Consider the following 19,658-nt stretch of genomic DNA (forward strand, 5'->3'; position numbering starts at 1 on the left):
TGGTTTCGCTGAGTAGTCGGCGGGTTTCTGAGGTATAACCTGCGTACTTTTCTGCAAGTGGTACCGTTTTGGTACCTCTGCCACGCCACTTGCGACCAAATAAATATATGAGTCATAACATAACCGCCGGTGAACTGACCCGCAGGCGGCGGTATTTGTGGGTCAATTAACCTACGGAAAAGTTAACTGCCCCATATTGAACCCATATTGCATATGATTGGCAGCTGCAGCGCAGCAGAAGTCAGCCGCGGGAACCGTTCGCGTAGAAGCGGGCGAGCGTTTCGTCTTGGAACTCGTCGAAGTAGCCGCCGTCGATTGACGCGCGGATGTCATCGAGCAAGTGCACGAAGAAGTACTCGTTGTGAATCGTGGCGAGAGTGAAGCCATTCATCTCGTGCGCGCGAAGCAAATGGTCGACGTACGCGCGCGAATAATGCGTGCACGTGTAGCACTGGCAGCCTTCCTCGAGTGGGGAGAAGTCGTGCTTATTAGCCGCTCGCTTGATGTTGTAGCGACCGTCGCGCGTGAAAATAGCACCATTGCGGCCGCAGCGCGCGGGAGCAACACAGTCGAACGTGTCGCCGCCGTTTTCCACACATGCGAAGATGTCGTCGACTGCGGCGATGCCGAGCACGTGCCGCGGGCGAGATTCGGGCATTTCATCGCAGATCCATGCGCAGATGTCGCCGATAATCCTCTTCTCCATAGCGCCGCCGATGCCCACGCCGTCGAAATCGAGCGAAGCAATCTGCGCGGCGGCGTGGTGACGCAGGTCTTCATAATTCGCGCCTTGCACCACGCCATACAGTGCTTGGTATGGTTTGCCCACGCGCTCTTCAGTGAGTCTCTTGTGCTCGGCAACGCAACGCTGTGCCCAGCGGTACGTGCGCTCCACTGATTTCTCCTGATATTTGCGCGTATTCATCAGTGTGGTCAGCTCGTCGAATGCGAACATGATATCCGCGCCGATCTTATGCTGAATATTCATCGAAATCTCCGCCGAGAAACGGTGCAGCGAACCGTTGAGCGGAGATTTGAACGTCACACCATCCTCATCAACGAAGGCCATGCGTTCCTTGCCTTCTGCGATCACGTCATCTGATTTCATGCCATGAGTGTCCATCGCGAGTGTCTTCTTGAAGCCCGCGCCGAGCGAAAGTACTTGGAATCCGCCGGAATCGGTGAATGTGGGGCCGTTCCAGTTCATGAACTTCGCGAGACCGCCGGCTTCGTCGAGCACGTCTTCGCCGGGGCGTTCGTAGAGGTGGAACGCGTTCGAGAGCAGGCACTGCGCGCCGAGATCGACCATAGACTCCGGTAGTACGGCTTTCATCGCGCCTTGTGTGGCGACCGGCACGAACGCCGGCGTGTGAATGTCGCCGTGTGGTGTGTGCAGAATACCGGTGCGCCCATAGCGTGCACCGCCGCGCCCCTTGCCGGTGGGGGAGTCGGGCAGTCTCGTGACCGTTTCAAAAGAAAATGCGCTGCGGTCGCCGGGCTTATTTGGTGCGGCACCGCGCGGCTGTTCAACCAATTGCGGAGCCGGCGCTCCGACGAACGTGCTGTTGCTGTCTGCTGGAATGCTCGTGCTTGTCATGTGGGCAATTCTAGAGCGTGCGGTTGTCTTGCTCGGTGTCTTGCAATCGTTGCAGCCAGCGTTGCACCACGCCATGTTCAAGGAAGTCCAATAGCACCCCGGGGTCAAATTTTTCTCCCCGCACAATATAGATGACCATCGCCATCACTGTGCGAGCATCGTAGTCCTCAGGATCCGCCTGAGATAGTGACGTCGAGAGCAAATTGGCATGTAGTAGGCTCAAGTAATCGTAGAACCCCCAATCGGGCTGTTTCGAGAAGAATGATTCAACGGCGTCTTGGAACTGTTCGACGTCGTGGTCGTAGGACACCCAGAAATATTCATGCCACGTGCCGAACGTGCTCTTATGCGATAGGGCTGGCAGAAAACGCGTGACTGACGTATATGAGTGCGCCGAGTTCGTGTTGCGCAAAGCCAAGCGCTCTTCGTGTGAAGGGTGACAGAGCAGTTGTGTAAGAAAATCGTCGCCTTCCAAGGCCTCGTCGCGTTCCCGCTTGTACCACCATGGGTAAGTTTTTGAGATCTCACCCAAATATTTGTGCGCGAATAGATAGAGATCCCGCGCTCTTTTCACATCAACATCGCAGCCCACACCACAACGAAGGCAACGTGCGAGTCGCAGCGCGGCAATCGCCTTCGCATAGTGCATTTGCCCGGTATCGCCTCCGCGCTCGAATGCACGCTCATACAGGGAGAACGCACGTCGCACATCACGTGTGCACACCTGCCCCTCGATATACAGATCGCCGAGTAACGCAAGGCCCTCTGCGTCACCGAGTTCTGCCGCACGCTCAAAGCACATGCGCGCGCGCTCCGGAATCGGAGGTTGCTGGATAATCGGGGGTTGTCCTTTGAAACTCGCCGTGTAAAACTATTGAAATAGTCTTTACCATTGGTGTCGTCGTGGTAGATTCTGCCGAGCGCCACCCATGCGCGCGCATTGCCGCGACCCGCAGCATGGCGAAACAGGATCTCTGCGAGTTTCACGCAATCTCGGAATTGCTGCTCGGGTTCGTTATTGAAAAGTCCGAATTGTGTATGTGCGCGCTCCGCCTCTTCGAAATAGAACATGCCATATCTGTACGCCTCCCAACCTTTACTATCATATGTGGAAGCGTGCGTGCAGTATGAGTCGTCGTCTGAAAAAGTGGAATAAAACGGTGTTCCGGGAAGCCCACGGTATTGCTGAACCCACTGTTCACGTGGCATCACCGTGTCTCCAGCCGCATCTTTCCAGCAGATGGGCACTGGTTTAATTGGCACGACATAACTCGCTCCATTGCCGTTCCAGTTCCAGTCTTCTAGCTGCGGGTAGATATTCACGCGCTCGCGGCCATACATGCGCGTCGCGCCAGCCAAGGCGTTCTCAAACAACGGGAATGTAATATATACAGCTGGCAGTACCGGTCCAATCACTGGGTCGGTAAAGCAATAATACTGTTCGGCATATTCAATGATTGGTACTGTGCTGCGTGTGCGTCTATATTCGTCAGACGGCACAAAATCTGGCTCGCTACTATGCATGAACTCAAAATCGTCAGCAATGTTCTTCCCTGCCATCTTTGAAATTCTAGCAGTTTTGCATACGGTGCTCCGTGTTGATGTGCATTGAAAATAGCGCGGATTGGTGTTGATTGCATAGCAGATGTTGATGTGGTGTATCTCTCCTTAGAGATGACATTGACGAATGAATTTATATATGTTTGCTTTTATTCTCAAGATTCCTTGTACAAAGAAGAATTCAGTTCTCAACAAACATTCAGGAATTTCCAAGGCGAAATGATTTTACTAATAACTAATACAGAACGGAAATGATTGCGTGTGCGCAAGTGCCCCGGCAGATTGCGTGTGCGCGATAGAAGATATTAGGGAGAGTCGATGGCTGACGACAACAATTGGCCTACCAATACGCCCAACTCGGAGGGCGAGCACACGCAGGAAAACAAAGAAAACGAGACGCCTACTGCGGCGAATGAGCAGCCGACAAGCACGCTGCCACCGCTGAATAACACAGTGCCGGGGAATGCGGGCGCGAACGAGCAGTCTGAGCAGACTGCCGGCAACTCCACGCGTTCGCCCGAGCCGTATCGCTTGGCTCCGCAATACGGCGCGTTCGCTCCGCAGGATCAGACCACGCGAGTGGTGCCGCCTGTGCAGGAGCAGCAGAATACTCAGAACACTCAGAACACTCAGAACACTCAGTCGGGACTGCCGTTCCAGACGCAGAACAACCAGCAGAACATGCCTTTCGGCGCTCCAGCTCCGCAGAATCGCAATCCTTATGGCAATGCGAACGGAGCGAACGGGCAGCCGACGATGAACAATCCGTTTGGCCCTGCCGGTCCGACTGGCCCTAAGGGTCCGAATGGCTCGATGCCGAACAATGGCGCGAATGGTCCGGCTGTGCCTCAGCAGCCACGCACGGCGAACAACATCATCGTGGCTGTGGTCGCAGCCCTTGTCGCTGCGGCGCTGTGCCTCGGCATTGGCTACCTGGCACTGACTGAGGGATGGGTCAACATTCCGAACTCCAGCTCGATGAGCAGCGTGAGCAACGGTCAGAGCGGTTCCGGCACCGCCAAGGTTGAAGGCGGCCAGGCCGTCGATTGGACGAGCGTGGCGGCAAACGTCACGAAGAGCGTCGTTTCGATTCAGACCACCGTGTCTGACGGCACCGCCAAGGGCTCTGGCGCGATTCTCGACAAGGAAGGCCACATCGTCACGAACAACCACGTGGTCTCCGGCGCCAAGCAGATTCAGGTGACATTGAGCAATGGCGACATCTACAGCGCGCAGATCGTCGGCACTGATTCCACCACCGATCTCGCGGTGATCAAGCTCGACAATCCTCCAAGCGATCTGACTCCGGTCACCTTCGCTGATTCCGACAACCTCGCACAGGGCGAAGCGGTCATGGCAGTCGGCAACCCGCTCGGCTACGAAGACACGGTTACCACGGGCATTGTCTCCGCATTGAACCGCCCTGTGACGGTTATGGACGAAGACAACTCGACGATCGTCACGAACGCTGTGCAGATCGACGCTTCGATCAACCCTGGTAACTCCGGTGGCCCGACCTTCAACGCGGCTGGCCAGGTGATCGGCATCAACTCCTCGATCGCCTCCACCGCCTCCAATTCGTCGAGCGCCGGCTCGATCGGCATCGGCTTCGCCATCCCGTCGAACCTCGTCAAGCGCGTCTCGCAGGAGATCATCAAGAACGGCAAGGCCGAACACGTGGCCCTCGGCGTCACCATTCAGAGCAGCACCGTCGAATCCGATGGCGTGACTCGTGGCGGCGCAGTGGTGAAGTCCGTGGTCGCCAACAGCCCGGCTGCCAAGGCTGGCATCAAGACTGGCGACACGATCGTCGGCTTCAACGGCGTCTCGGTCACCAATAACTACTCACTGCTCGGCTTCGTGCGTGCAGCTGCGATGAACTCCACCGCCAAGCTCACCATCGTGCGCGACGGCAAGACGATGGAAGTCAACGTGACCTTCGACCAAGCCGAAGCCTCGGTAAACGGTAATAATCGCAGCGAGAGCAATAATAATAACCAAAACAACGATAATAATAACAACAATCAGAACAATAATAACGACAATAATAATGATGACAATAGTGATGGTCTGATTGATCCGTTCGGCATGTGGTAAAGCACACGCCAACGCGGTAGCGGCGGGCTCGACTGAGTATTCAGCGAGCCCGCCGCTTTGCATTGTGCGCAAGTGTGCACGTGAGTTTGCTGGCAGATAAGACACGCGCGTTCGTGCGCAATTTGCTATAGTGAAGTCCCGTGCGCGAAAGCGTGCAAATAACTGAATAACTGAATATGAATCTATCTTTTTACGCCGTGTATCGTGATCGAACCGAGGTTCGGCTGCGGTGGGCTAACAAGGCGTGAAGCTGAATCCTCGCATTCGTGTGGGGAAACGATACCGACCGTAAGGAGATACGATGAAGAAAATCATCGATCTTTGTAAAGAAGTGCCGTTGCTGCCGCTGACTTTGATTGCGGCGATTCCGTTGGCACTCATTCCATCGTGGAGGCCGTGGGGTCACATCCACTCCGCATTCGACCCAGGTGTGGGCGAATGGATCATCATTCTTTTCGTCGCGTGGACTATCTACACGAGCATTCGCGAAATGATCGACAGCCTCAAACACGGGCACGTCGGCGTGGATCTGCTCGCCATCGTCGCGCTCATCTCCACCGTGTGCGTGCAGCAATACTGGGCGTCTTGGGCGGTCGTGCTGATGGTCGCGTCTGGCGAAGCGATCGAATCGTATGCGCAGAACAAGGCACGCGGCAATCTCACCGCGCTCATCAAGGCGGCGCCACAGCAGGCGCATGTGGTTGATTTGCCAGGCGTGGATGAAACCAACATCGAGATAACCGATGAGGGCTTCCGCAAAGTGCAGCAGGCGGTCGAGGAGGCGCAACGCGATGGTTCGACGATCACCGCTGGCGCTGGGCACTTCGACACTGTGCCGGTGAACGACGTCAAACTCGGCTCTGTGCTGATCGTGCTGCCGGGCGAAATCGTGCCTGTTGACGGCATGCTGCTGTCGGGCACTGCAAGCGCGGATTTGAGCAACATCAACGGCGAGCCCGTGCCACGCACCATCTTCGCTGGCGCAAAGGTGCTCTCCGGCTCTATTAATGGTTCGACGACGATGATGATTCGCACGACATCGCTCGCTGCCGACTCGCAATACCAGCAGATTTTGAAGCTCGTGTCTTCGGCTGAGGAGTCGCGCGCTGCCGTCGTGCGCACCGCTGACATGCTCGCTGTGCCATTCACCATTGTGTCGTTTGCCATCGCCATCGTCGCATGGATCGTCTCCGGCACCGGCCTGCGCTTCGCACAGGTGCTCGTGCTCGCCACCCCGTGCCCGTTGCTGATCGCCGCTCCTGTTGCCTACGTCGCCGGTACTGCTCGTTTGGCCAAGCAGAAGATCCTCATTAAATCGCAGGACGTGCTTGAGAATCTTGGTCGCGTGACGCACGTGTTCTTCGACAAAACCGGCACGCTGACCGTCAAGCAGCCGCAGGTGGTTCGCGTGGAGAAGTCCAAGGATGCTCCCGAATCGCTCACCGAAGACGAGATTCTGATGCTCGCCGGCATCGTTGAAGGATTCTCCGCGCACGTGCTCGCCAAGGGCATTGTGGCCGCTGGTAAAGAGGCTATGGCACGCTTGCATCGTCTGCCGAAGTCCAGCGGCAAGCGCGCTTCCGACGAAAACGTTGACGCACACCACCGCGAGCTGCCGGATCCTCACGAGAACTACCCGGTTGTGGGCAACGTTTCCGAGACCCCAGGCAAGGGCGTCACCGGAACCGTTGACGGCCACAAGGTTGAGGTCGGGCGCTTCGCATTCGTGACCGGTCAGGCGATCGCCTCGCAGGAAGTGCACAACGCCCAGGAAGAGGAAAGCAACGAGAAGGCGATGGCGCAGGCCGACCGCGATGCCGCGAAGCTGTGGAACACCACGCTCGAACCGGATGAGATGGCCACCTACATCGCCATTGACGGCAAGCTCGCCGCCCGCATCGTGCTTCGCGACGTTCCTCGCTACAACGCGAAGAAGTCGATCGAGCAGCTGCGCGAACTCGGTGTGAAGCAAGAGACGATGCTCACCGGCGACAAGAAGGCTTCGGCCATGATCATCGCCAACGAGGTCGGCATCACCGACGTGCGCTACGAACTGCTGCCGGAAGACAAGGTGGCTGCGGTTCGTGACGCCGACAAAGACAAGAAGGTCGCCGACACTTCGACGATGGATCGCATCTTCTCGAAGCTGCTCGGTGAGCCGATTCACCGCGATGTGACGATGATGGTGGGCGATGGCGTCAACGATTCGCCGGTGCTCGCCGTGGCCGACATCGGCATGGCGATGACCGACGGCACCTCCACCGCCGCTTCGGAATCCGCCGAAGTGGTGATCATGAACGACGACATCGGCGCAGTTCCGAAGGCCGTGAAGATCGCACGCCAGACCAAGCAGCGCATGCTGCAGGCCGTGCTGGTCGGCATCGCGCTTGCCATCGTCGGCATGGTTTGTGCAGCCTTCAACCTGATCCCAGTCGTTGCGGGCGCCTTCCTGCAGGAAGCCATCGATGTCGTGTCGATCCTCTGGGCCCTCACCGCCCTCTTCAACCGCGACTAGCAGCAGTTGCGTTCTACCATCCCCAAGAGCCGCGCACCCTCATAAGGGTTGCGCGGCTCTTTGCTTTGCCGGTTTGATGCTTTGCCAGTTTGATGGTTTAGTGGCGGAGCCGGCTCCACTCTTCACAGATTCGGGCGCATGGGCTAATCTGTTGTCGTGACTCAAGATTCTGAACTTCGTATTGCTGTTATTGGCGCTGGCCCGGCCGGCGTCTATTCCTCCGACATTTTCCTGCGCCAGCTCGCCAAACTCGGCGACGAACTCGGCCTGGGCACGCACGCCCGCATCGACCTGTTCGAGAAACTGCCGGTGCCGTTCGGCCTGGTGCGTTACGGCGTGGCTCCGGACCACCCGTCGATCAAATTCATCGCGTCCGCGCTGGAGAAGACGCTCGACAACCCGAACATCCACCTGTATTGCGACGTGGAGTTCGGCAAAGACGTGACGCTCGATGACTTGCTCGAACGCTACGACGCCGTGCTCTTCGCCACCGGCGCGATCAAAGATAAGCCGCTGCGCATCCCCGGTGCCGACCTCGACGGCGTGTATGGCGCCGCCAAGTTCGTCGAATGGTACGACGGTTACCCAACTGGCGTGCGCGAATGGCCACTCGATGCGGAGCAGGTGGCCGTCATCGGCGGCGGCAACGTGGCTATGGACGTGGCTCGCGAACTCATGCGCAACGCCGACGATCTGAAGGCGCGCACCGACATCCCCGACAACGTGTATGAGGGCATCAAGAAGAACAAGGCGAAGGAGCTGCACTTGTTCATTCGCCGTGGCGTTGCCCAGGCGAAGTTCTCGGTGCAGGAGCTGCGCGAGATGGAGAAGCTCCCCGGCGTGCAGCTGATCATCGACGAAGACGATTTCGAACTCGATGACGACACGATTGAGGAGGCCGGCAAAGACAAGCTCACCCGTCAGATGGTGGAGGAGCTGTTCGCGATTCGCGACATGGCTGAAGATATGGAAGACGATGGCGACGTCGACTTCGAAGGCAACCCCGCCGACCGCAAGTATTACGTGCACTTCAACAGTGCTCCGACCGAGATTCTTGGCGAAGACGGCAAGGTGAGCGCGATCCGCGTGGAGCGTACCGAGACTTCCGCAGACGGTCACATGACCCGCACTGGCGAATTCACCGATTACCCAGTGCAGGCTGTTTATCACGCCATCGGCTACAAGCCGGAATCCGTGCCTGGCATTGCCTATGACGAGAAGGGTGCTCATCTGGCTAACGCGAACGGTGACGGCCGCATCACCGTCGACGAGAACAATACCGAGATTCGCGACCGTCTCTATGCCACCGGCTGGGCGAAGCGCGGACCTGTCGGTTTGATCGGTTCGACGAAGTCCGACGCTCTGATGATCGTCACGAACATGCTCGAAGACCTCGCGAAGAACAAGGAAAATGCGCGTCTCGCTCCCGACCGAGATCCCGAGTCGATCGACCGCTTGCTCGAATCGCGCGGTATCAAGCCGATCGATTTCGCCGGCTGGAAGCGCGTCGACGCATACGAGCGCGCCGAAGGCGCGAAGGAAGGCCGCGAGCACAAGAAGGTCATCGACCCTGACCAGTTCCGTGCACTCGCACACGGCGAGTGACTGCGCGCCTTCCAATAATTACTAATAATTACTGGTGCCTCGCACACAATATGCTGTGCGAGGCACCAGTTATATGAATTTATATTTACTCACACTAGGTGTCGAATATTTGTGAATATGCGGGCAAATAGAAGAGTTTGACCGCCGCGCGTGCGAATATCTAAAGAGAAAAATCTACTGTGTGATATTGAGAAGTAGGTAGTAATGCGCGGTCAGCAGTCAGACTTCTCGCCAAAGGAGGCGAGCGGCACCCGTGACTCGCGCGTCACGGCCACATGCCAGCGATGCGAGCGCACGCTGAATCGTTGGCGCCGCCTACTGATCGTTGCCCTGGCCGCCACACTCACTGTGCTGCTCGTGCTGTGCATGGGAGTTGGCGTGCAATATGTGCGAGCGCAAGCGGTGACAGCACACGAGCCGGAAACCACAGCAACTGAGCTGCCTCTTCCGCAGATCATGTCGTCCGCCACGAGTTCCGCAGCTGCCGCAGATAATTCGCAATTGAGCACAGCGCAGGCGGCGAGCGTTGCGCTGAACAATCTCACCCGAGTCAATACTGCCGACCAGTTCGCAACCGCTGGATTCACTCTCGATGATTCCTCCCGCGCGCAGCTCGAGCAAGTTCTGCGCGCGTTCACAGACAACGGATATCAGATCTCGTTCGCGCTCGCCGACATGAGCAGCGGCTCGGCGCTCGCGTCGAACGGTGCTGCGGTGCGGTATCCGGCGTCGGCGATCAAAGCCCCATATGTGGTGTCGCTGCTGCAAACCGGGGCGATTGATCTCGAGGAAACCGCCGCGCATATGACGAGCGCGGGGCAATACGCCGCGCAGCTCATCGAGCCGGTGCTGCGCTACTCAGATAACGACAATTACGACACATTGTTCGCGCAATACGGTAGCACTTCAATGATTACATGGGCGAATGGCATCGTCGAGAATCCCGCGCGCATGCAGGGATTCCAGTACCCAGACGTCAGTGCAACGGAACTCGCGAAAATGTGGGTGAACACGTATGCATATCTGGCGAGTAAGGAGTCCGGCTCGCAGGCCGCGCGCAACTGGCTCGGCTCGAATATGATCCACTCGCTGAACTCGGCGATCGACGCCGCGCATACTGAGTCTGCCGATGAGTCGGCGTCTGTGATTGTGCTGTCAAAAGCAGGCTGGATCAACGGCGAAGGCAATTATTATGCGCTCAATGACGCCGGCATCATATTGCCGGCGGTGGGCAGCGGCGCGCGCGGTTATGTGCTCGCGATGATGAGCGACGCCTGCGGTCGCAACGATTTGCTGACGCAGCTGGCGGGCACGCTCGACGATATTGTGCGCTCGCAGATGCGCACGGAAAATAAGCAGAATACTCAGCGGCGCGGGCACAGCCAGTATTTGTGTGAGTCATTTTGATAGATTGTCTGTATGAATGAAAACTTGCACATGCACAATCATCACAACGGGTTGAAAACGGCGGCGCTGTTTGCAATCATGTGGCTCGTCATCATGCTGATCTGGTGGTGCGCCGGTGCCACTGTGTCGACGCTGTGGATGTACGTGCTGATCGGTTTGGGCACATCGTTCGTTTCATACTGGTTCTCCGACCGGCTGGCAATCGCGTCGATGCACGCGCAGGCGGTGACTGAGCAGCAGGCACCCGCGCTGTACCGAATCGTGAGAGAGCTGTCTCAAAAAGCGGGCAAGCCGATGCCGCGCATTTATATCGCGCCGACGCAGACGCCGAACGCATTCGCCACCGGTCGCAACGAGAAGCATGCGGCGGTGTGCTGCACGCAAGATATTCTGCAGATTCTCGACGAGCGTGAGCTCCGTGGCGTGCTCGGTCACGAGCTGATGCACGTGTATAACCGCGACATCCGCACGTCGGCGATCGCGGGAGCAATGGCAACGGTGCTCACGTATTTGGGATATTCGATGATGTATATCGGCAACTCCTCGCGCTCGAACAGCGACCGCGACAATGCCTCGGGAGCGCTGGGATTGATCGGCATCGTGCTCTCCGCAGTGCTCGCGCCGATTGCTGCGTCGCTTATTCAGATGGCGATTTCGCGCACCCGCGAATACGACGCCGACGAAGACGGCAGCACGCTGACCGGCGATCCGCTCGCGCTGGCGTCGGCACTCGACAAAATTTCGGCGGGCATCGATCAGAACCCGCTGCCGAAAACCAATACCGACACTTCCACTGCGGCAATGATGATCGAGTCTCCGTTCCGCGGGCGTGACATCTCGCGTTTGTTCTCAACGCATCCGCCGACTTCAGATCGCATCGCCCGCCTGCAGCAGATGGCAGTGGACATGGGGCAGGTTGGTGCCGCCGCTCCGCAGCAGCAGATGCCGCAGTACGCGCAGTATTCGCAGACTTCCAACTATTCGCAGCGCTAGTTCGCTAGTTTTCTGTGATTGCGTACCGAATGTTGGTGTGGGGTATTTCGCTTACGAGGCGACATTACTGAGCATATACGCGCATATCGGCGACGATTTTTCAACGATTTCCGGCGATTGTACTTGCCGAATGAGCCTGTAATGTCGCCTCGTAAGCGAAATACCCTGCGCAGCGTTTGAAATGCAGACTTTTCTGTGCTGGTTAGTGTGCGCTGTGCACAAAATGTGCCCATACTGTGCCCACGGAAGCGCAGCCGAGGCTGTGCAGTGTGAGGAATGGGTCAGTTAACCCAGATCCAAGTTAAATCGCCCGCATCTGCGCGAAGTTCTGGGTCAGTTAACCTGCGCCAAAGTTACCTGACCCATACCGCAGCAGAGAAGTGGGCGATTTAACCGGCACGCAAGTTAATTCGCCCATATTTGCTAGGAAGTGAGCCAGTTAACTTAGCCGCGGGTTAACTTGCCCATAGTGGGAGGCGCGCGGACTGGTCTGCGCACATGCTAGACTATTCACGGTGCGCGCAAGCGGCACCATGCGGATGTAGTTCATCGGTAGAACGAAAGCTTCCCAAGCTTTAGAGGCGAGTTCGACTCTCGTCATCCGCTCCACTAGAAAACGGCTGATTTCCAACGATTTCAGCCGTTTTCTTCTTTTCAGAACGCGCATAAAGGTAACAAAATAGTACCAATTTACAACAGATATATTTGCTGCGCCGATTTGATGCAACGTTTGCCTATGCATCGATATAAACACGTTTCAGTAGTGGGAAATCTTTTGTGATCGGTGACTACGGAGTTCTCTTTGTGTGTGATTGTGGTTCAGGCTAGTTATATTTTCTCCAAATAGTGAACTTATTCTCGCATTCGTAACTTGAAATGAATATTTTCACACAAAACAAGGAGTGAGACGATGGATTTTAAAGTTCCCCAAGGATTTGTGTTTGCAGGTGGTCACGTTGGCATCAAAGACGTCAACGATGACATCGGCATAGCGGTCGCCGACAAGGTGTGCAGCGCGTCCGCCATGTTCACCAAGAATCATTTTGCGGCGAGTGCATTCCCATTGGAAGGCAAGCGGTTGCCAATCACCGTCTGCAAGGAATCATCGTTACCAGCGGCATAGCGAATGTGGCCACCGGTGAAGAAGGGCGTCGCAATGAGCTTCAACTCATTGATGAGCTTGCTTCATTGACGCATATCTCCCCGGAGAACATTCTGCCTTCATCTACTGGAATGATTGGCCCGCAGCTCCCTGTGAACACTATTTTGCAGGGAATGCCCGCAATCGTCGACCAACTGTCTCCGGAACACTTCATGCAATTCGCCAAGGGAATCATCACAACGGATTCGGCAATTAAAATCGAATCGCGCACTGTGGGGGAGGCCACGATTCTGGCAACCGCAAAGGGCGCGGGCATGATCGAGCCGAATATGGCCACCATGCTGGTGTACATCTTCACCGATGCCATAGTGCCGGATGCCAACATTGATGGCATGCTGCATCACAGTGTCAATCTGTCGTTCAACAGCATGAGCATCGACACCGACACATCTACCAGTGATACAGTAGCGCTGCTCTCCAGCGGAATCCACTCCGTTGATCTCGACGAGTTCCAAAATGCTCTTGATGACGTATGCGTCTCGCTATGCCGTCAGATAGTGGCAGGAGCTGAAGGTGCAAAGCACACCATCGAAGTGGTTGTCGAGAACTGTGCCACCGATGAAGAAGCGAAACGAATCGGCAAATCCATAATCAATTCGCCGCTTGTGAAGACCGCCATTTATGGTGGCGACCCTAATTGGGGACGCATCATCATGGCCATCGGGAAAACGCCGGACATCAACTTGGATAAGGGCGCAATTCGCATTTCCATCGGGGAATATCCCATCTTTGAGGATGGGAAGGAAGTCACAGGCAATGTTGAGGCAATTCGGCAGTATCTGAAGAGCAATAACGTCATCACCATCACGGTGGACATGAACTCGGGGCATGAGAGGCACCGCGTGTTCGGATGCGACCTGACCGAGGAATACATTCGTATCAACAGCTACTACACGACCTGATTCGTAGGGTCCTTAGCTGTTTGACAACTCAGCGTCTGTGGACAGCATCCGAAGGGATGGATGCCGGTACGAATACCCAGTTCCGCCATGGTACGGATTCAGGATGAGGCGCAAGTATCGCTAGAAGATTGCTGGCGATACAAAGTGCAGGATTGAATCTGCGGAAAGTATCGCTGGGCGGGTGCTGCGATACGAGGTAGGAGAGGCTCTCGGCAATTACGTGCCTATTTGGAAAGTGTGCGCTGTATTTGGAGATTACGCGCGCTATTTGGAAAATACGTCACTTTTTGGGTTAAAACGTGACGTATTTTCCAAATATGGCGCGCGTTTTCCAAATAGCGCGCGCCGATTCCAAATAGCGCGCGTAATCTCCAAATATGCCGCAATGTACCGCATAATTCGGATGCATGTTGTGTGCGCTGCTGGAAACTGAGCCGATGGCGGAACGCAAGAGGCTGGCGGAATATTGCTCCGCGAGGGCACCTTGTTGGTAATGGGACGTAAGAACGCCTCGCATAATGAATGTAGAAGCTTGCGGAGTTGGTTTCGGCGGCTTCGCGGCAGAACGTCAGGAGAGAATATGCGTATTTTTGTTGCAGGTGCTTCAGGTCGTGTTGGAACCGCGTTGACCAAGGATCTCGTTGCGCAGGGTCACGAAGTGGTGGCCGCTTCTCGGCATCCAGAGCATTTTGAAGGCCAAGAGCATGTGACTCCGATGGTGCTCGATCTGCACCGTTCCGTTGAACAGCTCGCAGAAGACTTGAAGGGCGTGGACGCCGTTTACTTCGTCGCCGGTTCCCGCGGCAAGGATCTGCTGCAGACCGACGCGTTCGGCGCAGTCAAACTGATGCAGGCCGCTGAGCAGCAGGGCATCAAGCGCTTTATTCTGCTGAGCTCGGTGTTCGCGGACGTTCCCGAGAAGTGGAACGACCCGAATCTCAAGGATATCCCCGACTACAACATCGCGAAGTTCTTCGCTGACCAGTGGTTGATGACCCGCACTAACTTGGATTACACGATTATTCAGCCCGGCAATCTGATGGAAGAGCCCGCCACCGGCAAGGTCACTTTCCATGTGGATCGTTCCATTCCGAACAGCCTGTATGACGTGGCTGCCGTGCTCGCCGCCGTGCTTAACGCTCCGAACACCTATTGCAAGGTCATCATGATGGGCGGCGGCGATACGCCGATTGATCAGGCTGTTGCCGCATTCTGATTATTGCTAATCGCATGGCAGTGCATGTCACCTGCTGTGTGCACGGGAGAGGACTACTTCGCGTGCACCCAGCAGGTGACCTCTGCCCGCTGAGTACATGACGAATCCAGTAACACGCTCCCAACAGAAGGAATCTGTTAAAAGCACGCGGAGAGGGATGCTCACGTGCAATGAGCAGACGTGAGCTGTTCACTGTGCAGGAGGAGTGCTGCTGGAATGCTTTTACAGGATAAATCTGTTACATGCACGTGAAAGCAGTCATTCGCGTGCACTTGGCAGATAGAACTTGTTGGAAGTGCATGAGGGACGTCGCAGACGTGCTTATAGCAGAACGGATCTGCTGAATGCACGTGGAGAGATCTGCTGAAAGTATGCGAAATATTCTCAGACAGATAAGAGCAGGTCTCGCTTGGATTCATGTTTGGGGCGTGTGCCGCGGCTGTAATACATTGAATATATGAGTGAGAAACCGCAGTTGCATATGACCGCTCGGGAGTGGTGGTCGCGCACAGATCCGCCCGAATTGCGCGGTTGGGTGGCTGCGGTGTGCGTGCTGGTCGCGTTCTCGATCATTGCCCTCGGCATACGAGCAGGCACAGCGTGGGGCGCGTACGAGCCGCCGGCATTGTATGACCAGCCTGCGCACGGCGAGCAAATCATCGAGAAACAGTCCTCTGATTCCAAGGTTGCCGATGATGTTTCGCGCTGGTATATGCAGCTCGTGGGCGGGCAGACGGGGCTTTTGGTGGCGCCGCAATATCAGTTGAGTTCGGTGAAAGTGGCCGACACAAAACAGCTGGAGAAAGTCCCTAATAATAACTATCTGTTTGTTCAGCTCGATATTATGATGCGCCCGCGGTTTGCTTCGGTCACCAGTCTCGCCGAGCAGCAGGGTTGTGAGGAAATATCGGGTTCGTCGACGAATAATATGACATGCGTTTTCGAACTTGAACCAAAGCAGAATGAGTATCACGTGCTGCAAGTGATGACTTACTCTGACTACTGGAGCATGGCAGATCCGCCGAAACCCAAGCCTACAGCCCCTGTGCTCAATGGCAAGAACGGCTACAGAGTGAGTACTGAGAAGCTGGAAGTGACGTATGATGCTGGGAAAACGTGGGTCGCAGTTCCAGACGGTGTGCAGCGAGTGTTGGGCGACATGAACGCCAGCACCGAGCTGTGGTTGGAGCCATCGAGTTATGTGATCACTCCGCAGTTCACTGCATTCGTGGGGACTGAGCGCAATTCTGACGGTGATGGGGACGACGCCGAACTCATCTACTCCTGGGATTGTGGCAAGACCTGGCTTACGTCGCGGTTCGGGAGGGGTATTAACGCGCCGACGTTCATCTCGGTGGTAGGCGACCGCATCGGCGTGGCATACAGCTTCGATGCCGCGCTCACCGCTCGCGGGTATGTGATGGTTGCGTCCACATTGACGCAGCTGCGCGCTGATCCACAGCACGCATGGCAGAAGATTCCGCAGTATACGCAGTACCCGACCGATCTGACGCTAGCGAGCTGGCTGAACGACACCACTGTGTTCGTGGGGAAGACTGACACGTTGTATATGTCCTCCGACACCGGCGCCACTTGGCAGAAAATCGCGGTTCCGCAGGAACCTGGACTCGAAAAGAAGCTCGGTTTTTACCCGTTCGATACGCCGACGCGCATGTGGCAGGAGAACGGCAAGTATTACCTCGCCGTAGGGCAGGGGAGCGACGCCGATTACGCGCGCGACGGCAAAATCATGGAATCCGTGTTCTCCTACAACGCATCAGACAACTCGTTCACTTTCGTCAAGGAGCAGCCCGAGCCCGCCGCTACTTCCGCTGGCTGACCGCCTTGTTCAGAAGAGATCGTCATGCGACCCTGTGCGCGTCAGAACAAGTTGTAACTCATCTTTCTCAACGCGATAGATGAGCAACCAATCTCCTTCGATATGTATTTCGCGGTACTTGGTGACAAGTAGTTGTTTGTCTTGCTTCATGAGTACCTCGACCGCAGCTTGAAACTTCGCTTGGCCGTAGTGTTTTCTGAGTAAGACCTTGAAGTCTTTTTTAAATTGCGTGGTGCGAAATATGGTTTTAAGCATTCGTCAGATCTTCCATGAGGTCATTGACGTTAGTGAACGTTTTGCCCTCATGCATAGCTGCCTGACGGCGGGCTTCGATGTTCTCCGGCTTTTCACGGGTGATTTTGAACGGCATGCCGTTTTCAAGGATTGACTGCCTCAAAACACATTCAATGCCGTGGAGAGATCCATCCCCATGGATTCATACAGTTGCTTGGCCTCTTCCTTGGCTTCACGATCGGTGCGGAAGCTCACCGTGGTTGTGTCGCTCATATGTGCTCCTCAAATGATGATTGGATTAACTCATACCATGATAATGCAATTGTGTCTCTATTGCAATGCATTGTTTATACAATAGCATTGTTATATTGAATCAACATGAGCCTCAGAATAGTCGGGAAGAGCTCACATTATGCTTAAGAGTCGGTTCAAGCAGGTATTGACGCGAAATGCGTGTAATTGCAGATAACCGCAGTATTCCAGTATTCAGTAGGTGGGCAGATGGCGAACGCAATAGTCAATTCATCGAACGGCCAGAGGTCGGGGAGCGGCGGCCATACGCTTGGCATCATTGCGCTCGCATGCGGCGCGTTCGTGCTCGGTGCCGCCGAATTTGTGATGATGGGTATTCTCCCGCAGACCGCGCAGGCCATGCACGTGAGCATCCCGTTCGCCGGCCACTTCATCTCCGCCTACGCCATCGGCGTCTGCGTCGGTACGCTCATGCTCGTCTTCGGGCGCAAAGTACCGCCGCGCACATGGATCGTAGTGTTCATGATCATCGCGCTCGCAGGCAACGCCCTGTCGGCGGTGTCGGTCAACGCTCCAATGCTCATTGCCGCCCGCTTCCTCGCCGGTCTGCCGCACGGCGCATTCTTCGGTACGGCCACATTGATCGCCAAACTGCTCGCCGAAAAAGGGAAGGAGGCGCGTGCCGTTTCGTCTATGGTCACCGGCCAGACCGTCGCCAACATGCTCGGCGTGCCAGCCGGCACATTGCTCGCCGAGCACATGTCATGGCGGCTCGCATTCAGTGTGCTCGCCATCATCGCGGCGGTGACCGCAGTGCTTGCACGCTGCTGGATTCCGTTCATCCAACCCGTCAAAGATGCCGGACTCAAAGGCCAATTCCGATTCCTGCGCAAACCCGGCCCGTGGATGGTGCTCATCGCCGTATTCGTTGGAAACACCGGCATCTTCTGCTGGTGGAGCTATGTGAGCCCATGGCTGCAGAACGTTGGCGGCTGGCCGTCGAACACCGTTTCGGCACTGATGATGCTCGCCGGCTTCGGCATGGTGGTCGGCGGATTGTGCGGCGGCCGCATCGCCGACCACTGGAATCCAGGCGGCACATCCGCGCTCGGCCAGCTCGTCGCCTGCCTTGGTCTGCTCGCGGTCTTCCTGGTGCCAGGCACCCGCCTGAGCACGGCGATCCTGACCTTCGTGATCTCCTTCGGCCTGTTCTTCGTCTCCGCTCCGCAGCAATTGCTGATGGCGGAGGCCGGCAAAGGCGGCGGCGAACTGATCGGTGGTGCTGCCGTGCAGATCGCATTCAACTTCGGCAATGCAGTCGGCTCGATCGTCGGCGGCGACGTGCTCAACGCAACCGGCATGAACTACCACTACCCTGCACTCAGCGGCGTGCCGTTCGCAGCTCTCGCCGTGCTGCTCCTAGCGTTCTACTCCTGGCGCTATGAGCGTCGACAGGATGGTGTGCGCATTTAAACGCATACTGCATTGCTGTTTATCAAATGCTGATATTCCCTAGTATTCCCTAGTTCTCCCGAGTAACTACCTAGTTCCATTGACGGCAACTTTGCTCGTAAGCTGCACCTTTGAACGCTCGCGGCGGAACGCATGCGTGACGAGCACGATGTACGAGATGTCGAACGCGAACGACACTGCGCCCATCAGCACGATGTACACGTTGAATCCTTCGAGGAATCCGCCGAGAATAGTCGGCGCGAGCGTGCCGATGCATTTGCAGACCGCGATCACCGGCGACTGCCCCTTGAGATCATCGCGCGTGTAGAACATGATGACGAACATGATGCTCATCGCCGCGTTTTGCGCGAACGCCGAATATTGCGATGCCGCCACTTTGTTGGGGAAATGCAAATAGAACGCCAGCTGCATGGCCAGGCAAGACGCGAATGTCATGAACGACCAGAACGGGAACGCACTGCGCGCACGTTGTGGCAACAGGTGCCGCCCGTACGCGAACCACGTCGCCACAATAAGCGCGTCGCAACACACCCATGCAACGTCGGCCGCGTTCTGCGCAGCCATGAACGAGCGGCTGCCGAACAGCCCGTCATAGGAATAGATCAGTTCCCACGCGAAGTTGAGCGCGAGCGCAAACACCGGCATACCGCAGGTTTTATCGCGGAATCCGAGCCGTATCAGCTCGATGTAGACGATAGTCCAGCAGATGCCGCTCAATGCCACGAGAAACAGATTCATGCACACTCCCAGTTTCGCGAAACAGTCGAATACCGCCACTGTATGCGTGCTGAAGTTTGCGCTGGAG

14 protein-coding genes, 1 tRNA gene and 2 pseudogenes are annotated in these 19,658 nt (G+C 56.3%); 11 read left to right on the forward strand and 6 right to left on the reverse strand.

What is annotated here, in order from left to right:
• Positions 1–241 precede the first annotated feature (241 nt).
• The 3 genes and pseudogenes from tgt to GSD1FS_RS10380 all read right to left on the reverse strand — a co-directional run.
• Positions 242–1,597, reverse strand: coding sequence for a tRNA guanosine(34) transglycosylase Tgt (tgt, locus tag GSD1FS_RS03135; protein ID WP_246165748.1), 1,356 nt, complete (start codon positions 1,595–1,597; stop codon positions 242–244).
• 10 nt (positions 1,598–1,607) lie between these two features.
• Positions 1,608–2,015 (reverse strand): DUF6508 domain-containing protein, encoded by a 408-nt coding sequence (locus GSD1FS_RS09690; protein ID WP_246165779.1) that lies wholly within the window; start codon positions 2,013–2,015, stop codon positions 1,608–1,610.
• A 294-nt stretch (positions 2,016–2,309) separates the two neighbouring features.
• A pseudogene (locus GSD1FS_RS10380) lies at positions 2,310–2,399 on the reverse strand (hypothetical protein); the annotation flags it as partial.
• Between the two features lie 1,076 nt (positions 2,400–3,475).
• On the opposite strand from GSD1FS_RS10380, the gene GSD1FS_RS03145 reads away from it, so the two are divergent.
• The 10 genes from GSD1FS_RS03145 to GSD1FS_RS03185 all read left to right on the forward strand — a co-directional run bounded on the left by GSD1FS_RS03145 (position 3,476) and on the right by GSD1FS_RS03185 (position 16,894).
• Positions 3,476–5,254, forward strand: a complete 1,779-nt coding sequence (locus GSD1FS_RS03145; RefSeq protein WP_155588333.1) for a S1C family serine protease — start codon at positions 3,476–3,478, stop codon at positions 5,252–5,254.
• Positions 5,255–5,555: 301 nt separating this feature from the next.
• Complete coding sequence (locus GSD1FS_RS03150) at positions 5,556–7,769, forward strand: heavy metal translocating P-type ATPase (RefSeq protein WP_155588334.1); 2,214 nt, start codon at positions 5,556–5,558, stop codon at positions 7,767–7,769.
• Positions 7,770–7,925: 156 nt separating this feature from the next.
• The gene (locus GSD1FS_RS03155) at positions 7,926–9,374 is read left to right on the forward strand and encodes an FAD-dependent oxidoreductase (protein ID WP_343030180.1); all 1,449 of its coding nucleotides are present in this window, start codon (positions 7,926–7,928) and stop codon (positions 9,372–9,374) included.
• Between the two features lie 204 nt (positions 9,375–9,578).
• Positions 9,579–10,781, forward strand: coding sequence for a class A beta-lactamase-related serine hydrolase (locus GSD1FS_RS03160; protein WP_246165750.1), 1,203 nt, complete (start codon positions 9,579–9,581; stop codon positions 10,779–10,781).
• A gap of 12 nt (positions 10,782–10,793) precedes the next feature.
• Positions 10,794–11,774: a zinc metalloprotease HtpX gene (htpX, locus tag GSD1FS_RS03165; protein WP_155588335.1), complete on the forward strand. Its 981-nt coding sequence runs from the start codon at positions 10,794–10,796 to the stop codon at positions 11,772–11,774.
• Positions 11,775–12,309: 535 nt separating this feature from the next.
• Positions 12,310–12,383 (forward strand) — tRNA-Gly (locus tag GSD1FS_RS03170).
• A gap of 301 nt (positions 12,384–12,684) precedes the next feature.
• Positions 12,685–12,897 carry a hypothetical protein gene (locus tag GSD1FS_RS09700; RefSeq protein ID WP_246165795.1) on the forward strand — a complete coding sequence of 71 codons (213 nt, stop codon included), beginning with the start codon at positions 12,685–12,687 and terminating at the stop codon, positions 12,895–12,897.
• Entirely contained in the window at positions 12,867–13,838 is a 972-nt protein-coding gene (argJ, locus tag GSD1FS_RS03175; protein WP_246165780.1) for a bifunctional glutamate N-acetyltransferase/amino-acid acetyltransferase ArgJ, read from the forward strand. Before GSD1FS_RS09700 ends, argJ begins: the two co-directional genes overlap by 31 nt.
• A gap of 580 nt (positions 13,839–14,418) precedes the next feature.
• Entirely contained in the window at positions 14,419–15,054 is a 636-nt protein-coding gene (locus tag GSD1FS_RS03180) for an SDR family oxidoreductase (protein WP_155588336.1), read from the forward strand.
• 457 nt (positions 15,055–15,511) lie between these two features.
• Complete coding sequence (locus tag GSD1FS_RS03185; RefSeq protein ID WP_246165752.1) at positions 15,512–16,894, forward strand: beta propeller repeat protein; 1,383 nt, start codon at positions 15,512–15,514, stop codon at positions 16,892–16,894.
• Between the two features lie 9 nt (positions 16,895–16,903).
• Here GSD1FS_RS03185 and GSD1FS_RS03190 read toward each other — a convergent pair whose 3' ends face one another.
• Complete coding sequence (locus tag GSD1FS_RS03190; RefSeq protein WP_155588337.1) at positions 16,904–17,149, reverse strand: type II toxin-antitoxin system RelE/ParE family toxin; 246 nt, start codon at positions 17,147–17,149, stop codon at positions 16,904–16,906.
• Positions 17,142–17,401, reverse strand: a pseudogene (locus GSD1FS_RS10260) (type II toxin-antitoxin system RelB/DinJ family antitoxin). The gene GSD1FS_RS03190 and the pseudogene GSD1FS_RS10260 overlap by 8 nt, the downstream one beginning before the upstream one ends.
• Before the next feature lie 228 nt (positions 17,402–17,629).
• Between GSD1FS_RS10260 and GSD1FS_RS03200 the strand changes: the two are divergent.
• On the forward strand, positions 17,630–18,853 hold the full coding sequence (locus GSD1FS_RS03200; protein ID WP_155588338.1) for an MFS transporter: 1,224 nt from the start codon (positions 17,630–17,632) through the stop codon (positions 18,851–18,853).
• Between the two features lie 66 nt (positions 18,854–18,919).
• Here the strand turns inward: GSD1FS_RS03200 and GSD1FS_RS03205 are convergent, their stop codons facing one another.
• Positions 18,920–19,591 carry a transmembrane-type terpene cyclase gene (locus GSD1FS_RS03205; RefSeq protein ID WP_155588339.1) on the reverse strand — a complete coding sequence of 224 codons (672 nt, stop codon included), beginning with the start codon at positions 19,589–19,591 and terminating at the stop codon, positions 18,920–18,922.
• Between the last annotated feature and the right edge of the window lie 67 nt (positions 19,592–19,658).

The organism is Bifidobacterium canis (assembly GCF_009727065.1).
Classification (GTDB): domain Bacteria; phylum Actinomycetota; class Actinomycetes; order Actinomycetales; family Bifidobacteriaceae; genus Bifidobacterium; species Bifidobacterium canis.

Bases quoted from the DNA above. Each gene is read 5' to 3' on its own strand.
- htpX (WP_155588335.1), top strand. From the start codon at position 10,794: ATGAATGAAAACTTGCACATGCACAATCATCACAACGGGTTGAAAACG.
- GSD1FS_RS03185 (WP_246165752.1), top strand. From the start codon at position 15,512: ATGAGTGAGAAACCGCAGTTGCATATGACCGCTCGGGAGTGGTGGTCG.
- GSD1FS_RS03205 (WP_155588339.1), bottom strand. From the start codon at position 19,591: ATGAATCTGTTTCTCGTGGCATTGAGCGGCATCTGCTGGACTATCGTC.
- GSD1FS_RS09700 (WP_246165795.1), top strand. From the start codon at position 12,685: ATGGATTTTAAAGTTCCCCAAGGATTTGTGTTTGCAGGTGGTCACGTT.
- GSD1FS_RS03190 (WP_155588337.1), bottom strand. From the start codon at position 17,149: ATGCTTAAAACCATATTTCGCACCACGCAATTTAAAAAAGACTTCAAG.
- GSD1FS_RS03180 (WP_155588336.1), top strand. From the start codon at position 14,419: ATGCGTATTTTTGTTGCAGGTGCTTCAGGTCGTGTTGGAACCGCGTTG.
- GSD1FS_RS03160 (WP_246165750.1), top strand. From the start codon at position 9,579: ATGCGCGGTCAGCAGTCAGACTTCTCGCCAAAGGAGGCGAGCGGCACC.
- tgt (WP_246165748.1), bottom strand. From the start codon at position 1,597: ATGACAAGCACGAGCATTCCAGCAGACAGCAACAGCACGTTCGTCGGA.
- GSD1FS_RS03150 (WP_155588334.1), top strand. From the start codon at position 5,556: ATGAAGAAAATCATCGATCTTTGTAAAGAAGTGCCGTTGCTGCCGCTG.
- GSD1FS_RS03145 (WP_155588333.1), top strand. From the start codon at position 3,476: ATGGCTGACGACAACAATTGGCCTACCAATACGCCCAACTCGGAGGGC.
- GSD1FS_RS03200 (WP_155588338.1), top strand. From the start codon at position 17,630: ATGGCGAACGCAATAGTCAATTCATCGAACGGCCAGAGGTCGGGGAGC.